Below are 7293 nucleotides of genomic sequence, written 5' to 3'. Positions count from 1 at the left end.
CCGTATACCGGCCGGGCCGTGGCCGTCCACGCCGCTTCTGTTCCGATCGCTGCAAGACCGCCCACTACCGCGCCGCCAAAAGGGCCTGTGCGCCTGCCTGAGCGCTTCGCGATGATGCCCTGGCTCTCGGCTCAGGGTGACGCTCTAAGGCATCTACAGGGGCACTCAGGGCTGTAGGCCCCGGCAATCAATTGCTGTGCAATGGCTCACAGCCGGCCTGGAAATCCGAGATTTCGACCCGGGAAGGCGATCCACTCACTAGATCCACTAGGGAGGAAGCGAACGGGCATCACCTAGGTTCGCCTCTCATTGCGCGGCTATTCGCGCCTCTACACGACGGCCCTAGGCCCGGTTGATTCTCGCAGCGGTAGTGATGCCCCGCTGTGGCGAGTCCCGGACCTAGGGCCGTTTTTTCGTACCTGAAAGGCCTTCCATGTCTACCCCAGATGACATGCCCCCGCGCAATGTCCCGCTCCGAATTCGTGTTGCCCGGACGCTGAGTGCCGTTATTGACCAAATCGAAAGCGATGGGCTCATGCCGAACGGCGCACCTCACGCGCTGCTGGACTACTTGGCTGAACTTGCAGCCGCTGAGGCGGCTTTGCAGACATGCTCCCTGGATCACCGCCGGGCCGAAGGTAGGACGCAGCGATGACCTCAGTAGCTCAGGCGCTGAAAATCCTTGAGGGGCATACACGCATTCCCCGGGAGCCGGTAGCTCGCGCTGAGGTGCTGGCCGCATTCGCTGTGCTGCACCGCCTGAATTCCACCAGGGGTGATGCCAATGGCTGAGTTCCGCCCCGAAGACCTTCCGCACGTGGCGGACATATGCGCCGCCCTAGATGTCAGCGTTAAACCAGCTCCCGGGGCCTATGAGCGCATCAGCAACGTTTACGCGGTTACCCAGGCTTGACTAGCAGCGAATGACCGGCCGTCCGTACCGCTCGGGTCATTCACCCGGACTCTTCGCGCGCTGGGCCTCCGGACTGCCAATAAACACGTGGTCGGAATCGTACCGATTACCCGCCAGCACTAACGATCACCTACCAATTCTCGTAGGTGATCCCCTTTTGTCGAAAAGGAAAGACTGATGACTGACCGACCCTGGTATATGCATGGCAATCCCATTACCGAGAAGCGTGACCCTGAGCAAATGCGGCGCCACCTTGAATCCCTGGCGTCTATGGCCAGCGAGGAATCTGACACCGAGTTGGCCCACCTTCGATCCGCTGATGCGAAGGGTGTTCAGCTGAGCCCCACAACGCGAATGACGATGGGCTATTCGCAGATTGCCCGCAGCGCCGCCGATCAGCTAGGCGCCCGGCCGTCCAAGCCTGAGCCCTCGCCGTCCGGCGACGACCTGACCCCTGCACAGCGCATTGCGCGCGGATACGGAGCCTGACCCATGACCACCAATGCCCTTGAGAAGGCTCGTGCTGCCGCTGAGACGGCCGCGCAGGATCTAGCCGCCCTGGAGGCTCAGGAAGCTGAGAAGGCCGCCCAGAAGGACGCACAGCGCCTTGAGGCCAAGAAGGCTGCTGCCGCTCGTTTTCTCGCTGACCGGCCGGGCCTTGAGGAGAAGGTGCGCGGCGAGAAGCCGACTGCCGCTGAAATGGGCAAGGCTCTTGAGGCTGGCACGCTCGGCGCGATGGTTGCCGAATACCTTGCCCGCCGGGATGCGCTGGGAATACTTCGGGACCGTGCCAGCGAGTGCGCGCAACTACTCGGCCAGGATGCGGAGTTCGTCAATCCCCGATACGTGGATCCGGGCGAGGAGCTGAGGCGCTGGCAGGAAGCCGCCACCGATGAGCTCCGACGTGCCAAGGCTGGTGCCCTCGCTGCCGGAATCCTCAGCGCATACGAGGTGGCCTAGCCCATGGCGCATGACGCACTAGACCCGGGGCCGGACGGCGATTACCCGTTCTTCCCCCGGCTTCAGGATGGCTCGCCTGCCTGGTCTGATCGCTGCCCCGCTGACTATCGAGGGACCCGAATTCCCCGGGGTCTGACCAGCGTTGTCCGGGACCATGAGCGATTCGTCATTGATCAGACCCCGCGAGACAGCATCGGGAATCCCATCAACCCACGGTAAGGGGGTGGCACTGCTGCGCCGGTTGTTCCCGCAGCAAGGTAGGCGTGTGGGGTTACCGGTGAGCGGCGTAGCGATAGGCGCCGTGCCCCCTGGTGGTGTTCGCTGCCATGGGCGCGGCCCTTCCCTCTCGAAAATTTCCCCAAATCGCCGGCGTGGGACCCCACCCCCTCTCACCAGTGCCTATGCCCCTGCTCTGCGCCTGCCGCCCCCTTCGCTGCCGCTACGCCCTAGGCCTCAGGTCGGATCACCCTCGGAGGAGCCATGCCCCGAAAGCCCAAGAAGCCCTGCACTCAGCCAGGTTGTAGTGAACTCACGGATGGCGGTCCGTGCACTGAACACAACAGGCAGAGAGAACAGCAGCGAGGATCAGCAAGCAAGCGCGGTTATGGAGTTGGCTGGCAGCGAAAGCGAAAGGCCCACCTGTACGCGAACCCATGGTGTGTGCTGTGCAGTCGACATGCGACGGTCGCAGACCATTGGCCACTGAGCCGTAAGCAATTGCTGGCAAGAGGTGAGGCAATGCCTGACGCACCAAGGCACTTGAGGCCGTTGTGCGCTGTCTGCCACAGCAGGGAAACGGCTAAGCATCAGCCGGGCGGGTGGGCTGCCGAGAAGGTGCAGCCGAAGCCTGACGACGTTCCGCCGTTCTGATTCACCCGCTGCACCCCTACCCCCTGGGGGGTGACCCCCTCCCGGCTCTGAGATTGACCGGCAGGGAGGCAAAAAGCTAGGGCCGCAGCTTAAGCAATTTGCGCGGGGCCGGAGTGTTCACTCTCATGGCTTCCGAGGGAAATATGGGGTGCCGTCTTTGTTCGCAACTTCGGCCAATGCTGTGGACTGTACTTCGACTCTGAGAATTGGCCATGGCGTTGGGCTCTGAGTACTTCCGCCCGTCAATAGCATGTGCCGAACATAGGCACCCACCAGGAACTCACGCTCAGCAAGGCGGCTGATGTAAAGCTGAAGGGTCTTCTCTGCGTCCCGATTTTCTCGTGGACTTACAAGCTCCCCGGATACGTCGAGATAGTCCGTCAGCAAACCCATGAACTCGATGATCAAATCTTCATCGTCGTCACACAATCCGTCTGGCAAGGCGTACTCAAATTGCACACTCCTCTTGACCATGCCCCAAAGTGGATTCCCACGCGTGATCAGCTCTAGTGCTTTGGGTTGAGGGAACAATGGGTCAGGAACTAGCATCAAGCGACTGCTATCCGCCCCGGCTAGGGAGCGCACCCACGCTTCGTGCTCTGACTTGATTCGCCGGAGCCGCTCCACCGTGAAGTGGTTCGGCTGATCATCCACACGTTTATGGTCCTTGCTGCACAAAAGGATCAGGTTCGAGTGGTGATTGATCAAATCCTCCGCTAGCCCGCCCGCCCGAGGACCGCCCTCGGATCGGGCGACAATGTGCGCTTCTTCGCCAAATACAGAGGGGTCGTCTGTTTCGGTGCCGGGTGTAATCACCTGCTTTCTACAGATGGCACAGAAGCCGCCAGCCTGAATCCACAGAATCTTTCTGGTCTTCTCAGACACACTCAAATTCCACCCCACGGAAATACACGCGCTGTCGACCAAGAATATTCGGCCCCGTACTAGCTGCCTCGCGGTAGCCGGGTACGGGGCTATTGACATTTCTGGGGAGACCCGGCTACTCAGGAAACGCGCCAACGCCTCTATTCGTAATCTTCGCCGTCAAGGATTGCTTGCCCTTGATTGATGAGCGAGCTGGTCTCGATTGCAGCGCAACGCCCGCAGTAGTGTCCCTCACCCCAGTGCTCATCGAAATCGGGGTCACCCTCGAATTCTTCGTTGTACTCGTTACGCGCGTCGTTGATTTCGAATGTCTTTGCGCACTCAACACATTTCGGCATACCCGTATGTTATTCCCGCCTGGCTGACAGTCCGATGTGTGTTGGCATCTGAAAATTTCCCCTACCGCCGGCCCAGAGAGACGGGTTTGCTGACCTGCGACTTTCCTACCTGCCGTCTTTACGTCCGAGTGCGCTGCTGTGAACCGAAGGGGCCTCAGCTTAGAGCGTCGATTGCCGAAGTGATGAGCGTGCGGGCATTCGATCCATGGATGGCAATCTCTTTCAGATTCCCGAATGCCTTGAGGTACAGCGCTACGTCACTCGGCTGAGTTTCCTTGATAGCGGCTGACAGGGTTTCCACGTGAACACGCTGACGGTCAAAGATGGTGAACGTTTCCAGCGGCCACGCTTGCCGGGGCGCCGTGAACGGAATGATTCCCAGGGAAATCGAAGGGAGCGCCATTACCGACAACAGATGACCTAGTTGAGCGGCCATTACTTCGGCGCTGCCAATCCGGTACCGCAACACCGATTCCTCAACCAGCACAGCGAATCGGTGATCGCCCTCACGGATAACGTGCGATCGGTCCATGCGTGCTTTCACAGCGTCAGACACGTCGTCTGGTGTTCCGCGAAACCGTGCAATAGACGTCAGCAACGCGGTTGCATAGCCTGGTGTTTGAAAGAAGCCGGGCACCACGTTGGAGCAGTACACATGGAATTGCTGTGTCTGCTCGTAGAGAGGTACGCCCGACTCCTGTAGTTGCCTTAGCCCTGTTCGCTGTAGCCGCTTCCATTGGACGTACATGGAATCAGCCTGACGGTTGGCGGCAATCAAGTCATCCGCAGTTCCTGGCAGGCCGCACGCTGTGCACCAGGCCCTTATGTCAGCGTCGCTGGGTGGCGTCTTAGCGTGTTCGATCCTTGATGACTTGGACTCGCTCCACCCGCACCGGACAGCCAACTCACGGCCCGTGATTCCTGCGTCAAGCCTCATTTCCCGCAACCGACCGGCTACGGCTTCCCTGGCTTCTTGGGCTTTGGACGAAGGGGATGACATGTGTTGGCTGTCCGGTTGCTCAGATCTTGTATTCGCTGTGCGGGATGGCTCGCTGCCAGATGTCCTCGAATGCGTTGGCACAGAGCTTCAACATGCCTGCGTTTGAGCTCAGTTCATCCGTCACGTGGTGGCCATCCCCAGCGAAGTGGTGGATGCGGATTAGCTTCCCGTCGAACAGCCAAAAGTCATTGGCGGGAACCAGGAACCCCACTGCCTGACTACGTGGAATCCAGCGCACCTCTTCGCCAGCAGTGAGGTTGGCGTGCGTGGCGTAGTGCTCCCAGCGGATGTACTCGCTGACAGGCTCCGAGACCACACGGGCACGACGAATGGCCACACCACGGGCCACGGCATCCGCAATGGTCTGGTGGAACGGATGCCACCAGGATTCGCGGTTGGCCCAGTCAACGCGTTCACCGCGCTGCCATGCTTCTAGCCGGGGGTTGGTGCCGTAGTCATCCCGCATTTCCAAATGGACAGCGGATTGGCGGGTGTTGGCCAGTAGCTCAGTGAACGGCGGAACGCTCGACGGCATCGCATGCTTCCCTGATCATCGGCACCATGCGCGCCGGAATTCTGATGACTTCTTCGGTGTCCGGGATCGATCCGTGGGCCGGCGTTTTCGCCTCGCAGGCTGCACGCAGTTCAGGGCTCGCCTTCCAGCCCTGCAACACGAGTTCTCCCGACTCTTCATCAGCCCAGACGGTAGGGCAGTGCTCAAGGTCGGTGTTCGGGTCGATCCCGACGAACCGTAGCGCCATGACAGCCTCTCTCCGTTGCGGATTGCGTGAACTTGCATGGCCAATACTCCAGTTGCTGGGTTGGCAGTCAAGACCGCCTGCAACGAATCAGCGTGCAAGCTCGTGCAAGTTGCTGGAACCCCTGAAGACCCGACTCCTAGCGTCGCCATCAGCACGACGGCAGCGAGGGGACGGCGAGGGCTGATGGCGGACGGCAGCGTGCGAGCCATGGCGGGCGACGGCGTGGCGAAGCTTGATCACGCGATAGCGCGGGGGGAGTTCTACCGGCTTTGCCCCGAAGGCGAGCGCAACCCGTTCCCGGCGTGGGCCGAAGTGCCCGACTGGGTGCCTCGCACGGGGTACGCCTTGCCGACGCGGGACGTATTGCGGGCGGTTGGAGCTGGACTCAGGCGGAAGCTGTGAGCGCCCCTGAGATGGCCCAGGAGCACCCCTATGAGCCTGATCCAGGCACGGTCGTTGTGGAAGTGCCTACGGGCCGTCTGGGGCGCGTCCTGGGGCCGGTACAGGGCAAGTGCCGGGTCCGACCCTTCGGGGGCGGGGAACCGTGGGACACGCCTTTCGGGGATCTGCGCTGTGCCACACACAAGGAAGTCCTTGCAGCGTGGGGCGAATGGGGGCGGGCATGAGCTACTTCACCCCGGAAGAGCGCGAGCTACTCAATGCCGGATTCGCTCAAATCCTTGCCGAGCGTGACGAACGCGATTTGCTGGCCGCCATAAGGGATGCCGCGCCCCAACTCATCCAAGCCGCCCTTGACGCACTGGACACGGCAGGCGCGGAATGACCAGCCGCTCCGAACTGGTAGCCATCCCTGCTGACGCCTACTGTCCGAAAGGCGGAACAGTGCAGCCGTCCACCCCGAACCCTTTCCGGGGATGGTGCTTGGCAGGAACCAGCATCCCCGAAGACACTCAAGCGCTGTTGGCCGAATTCGTGGACCCCGTGGAAACGATTCCATGGAAAAACGGTACGGCCTGCAACCTTCGCAAGGACCACGCCGACAAGCACATTGGCGCCTTGGCCCCGTCGCGCGACGATGTACCCGGCGCCTTCTGGCTGGTCTGGGACGACGGCTGTCCGACGGACGTGCAAGTCATCCTGCACTGCACCCGTGACGAGACGTGCTGTCAGCCCGCAGGCCACACGGACCCGTGCGGAAACCCATTCCGGTGACCAGGCAGAGCGCCCGCGAATATCGGGAACAGCGCGAGTACATAGCTGCACACGAGGACAAAATCAGGCAGCGGCTACGGAACGGCGAAAGCTACCTGGAAATAGCCGTCCATCTGGGAATCAGCCCCGTAGTCCTCAAGCACATGCTAGAAGTCGTCTTAGCGAAGGTAGGAATTCACAGGTGTCCGGCATGCTTAAGCGCCACAACACGGAGCGCCCCACACGCTGCGGAGCGTGGGTAAAACTCTATCCTCACCAGGTGGCGGCCGTCCGGCGCGGACTTCCTGGCTCGCTGCGATACGCGGACTGGGTCAACGACTCTGCGACCTGCGGGCTGAAATTCGGGCACCTGGGATGGCATGAAGCCGGAATGCGTCCGAATCGCGCTGAGGA

Annotated in this window: 9 protein-coding genes and 1 pseudogene; 4 read left to right on the top strand and 6 right to left on the bottom strand. The window is 61.2% G+C overall.

Going from position 1 to position 7293, the window contains the following annotated elements; genetic code table 11:
• The first annotated feature begins 1090 nt into the window (after positions 1-1090).
• Together ACFWVD_RS27910 and ACFWVD_RS27905 are read left to right on the top strand one after the other, a co-directional pair.
• Complete coding sequence (locus ACFWVD_RS27910; RefSeq protein ID WP_379247800.1) at positions 1091-1402, top strand: hypothetical protein; 312 nt, start codon at positions 1091-1093, stop codon at positions 1400-1402.
• A 3-nt stretch (positions 1403-1405) separates the two neighbouring features.
• The gene (locus ACFWVD_RS27905; protein ID WP_379247798.1) at positions 1406-1873 is read left to right on the top strand and encodes a hypothetical protein; all 468 of its coding nucleotides are present in this window, start codon (positions 1406-1408) and stop codon (positions 1871-1873) included.
• A gap of 993 nt (positions 1874-2866) precedes the next feature.
• On the opposite strand, the gene ACFWVD_RS27900 is transcribed toward ACFWVD_RS27905, so the two are convergent.
• The 6 genes and pseudogenes from ACFWVD_RS27900 to ACFWVD_RS27875 all read right to left on the bottom strand — a co-directional run bounded on the left by ACFWVD_RS27900 (position 2867) and on the right by ACFWVD_RS27875 (position 5727).
• Positions 2867-3628 (bottom strand): HNH endonuclease, encoded by a 762-nt coding sequence (locus tag ACFWVD_RS27900; protein WP_379247796.1) that lies wholly within the window; start codon positions 3626-3628, stop codon positions 2867-2869.
• Between the two features lie 140 nt (positions 3629-3768).
• Positions 3769-3966: a hypothetical protein gene (locus tag ACFWVD_RS27895; RefSeq protein WP_379247794.1), complete on the bottom strand. Its 198-nt coding sequence runs from the start codon at positions 3964-3966 to the stop codon at positions 3769-3771.
• A gap of 154 nt (positions 3967-4120) precedes the next feature.
• The gene (locus ACFWVD_RS27890) at positions 4121-4714 is read right to left on the bottom strand and encodes a DUF5753 domain-containing protein (RefSeq protein WP_379247802.1); all 594 of its coding nucleotides are present in this window, start codon (positions 4712-4714) and stop codon (positions 4121-4123) included.
• Between the two features lie 51 nt (positions 4715-4765).
• Positions 4766-4966: pseudogene (locus ACFWVD_RS27885) on the bottom strand (helix-turn-helix domain-containing protein); the annotation flags it as partial.
• Positions 4967-4985: 19 nt separating this feature from the next.
• Complete coding sequence (locus ACFWVD_RS27880; RefSeq protein ID WP_379247792.1) at positions 4986-5501, bottom strand: DUF6879 family protein; 516 nt, start codon at positions 5499-5501, stop codon at positions 4986-4988.
• Entirely contained in the window at positions 5473-5727 is a 255-nt protein-coding gene (locus ACFWVD_RS27875; RefSeq protein ID WP_379247790.1) for a hypothetical protein, read from the bottom strand. Before ACFWVD_RS27875 ends, ACFWVD_RS27880 begins: the two co-directional genes overlap by 29 nt.
• Positions 5728-6328: 601 nt before the next feature.
• Here ACFWVD_RS27875 and ACFWVD_RS27870 point away from each other — a divergent pair.
• Positions 6329-6511, top strand: a complete 183-nt coding sequence (locus tag ACFWVD_RS27870; protein ID WP_379247789.1) for a hypothetical protein — start codon at positions 6329-6331, stop codon at positions 6509-6511.
• 98 nt (positions 6512-6609) lie between these two features.
• Entirely contained in the window at positions 6610-6900 is a 291-nt protein-coding gene (locus ACFWVD_RS27865) for a hypothetical protein (RefSeq protein ID WP_379247787.1), read from the top strand.
• The last annotated feature ends 393 nt before the right edge of the window (positions 6901-7293 follow it).

It is taken from the genome of Nocardia sp. NPDC058666 (assembly GCF_042714895.1).
Classification (GTDB): domain Bacteria; phylum Actinomycetota; class Actinomycetes; order Mycobacteriales; family Mycobacteriaceae; genus Nocardia.
This window is presented reverse-complemented; position numbering and strand designations above follow the sequence as displayed.

Coding starts and splice junctions, on each gene's coding strand:
- ACFWVD_RS27910 (WP_379247800.1), top strand. CDS start 1,091: ATGACTGACCGACCCTGGTATATGCATGGCAATCCCATTACCGAGAAG.
- ACFWVD_RS27905 (WP_379247798.1), top strand. CDS start 1,406: ATGACCACCAATGCCCTTGAGAAGGCTCGTGCTGCCGCTGAGACGGCC.
- ACFWVD_RS27895 (WP_379247794.1), bottom strand. CDS start 3,966: ATGCCGAAATGTGTTGAGTGCGCAAAGACATTCGAAATCAACGACGCG.
- ACFWVD_RS27890 (WP_379247802.1), bottom strand. CDS start 4,714: ATGTACGTCCAATGGAAGCGGCTACAGCGAACAGGGCTAAGGCAACTA.
- ACFWVD_RS27880 (WP_379247792.1), bottom strand. CDS start 5,501: ATGCCGTCGAGCGTTCCGCCGTTCACTGAGCTACTGGCCAACACCCGC.
- ACFWVD_RS27875 (WP_379247790.1), bottom strand. CDS start 5,727: ATGGCGCTACGGTTCGTCGGGATCGACCCGAACACCGACCTTGAGCAC.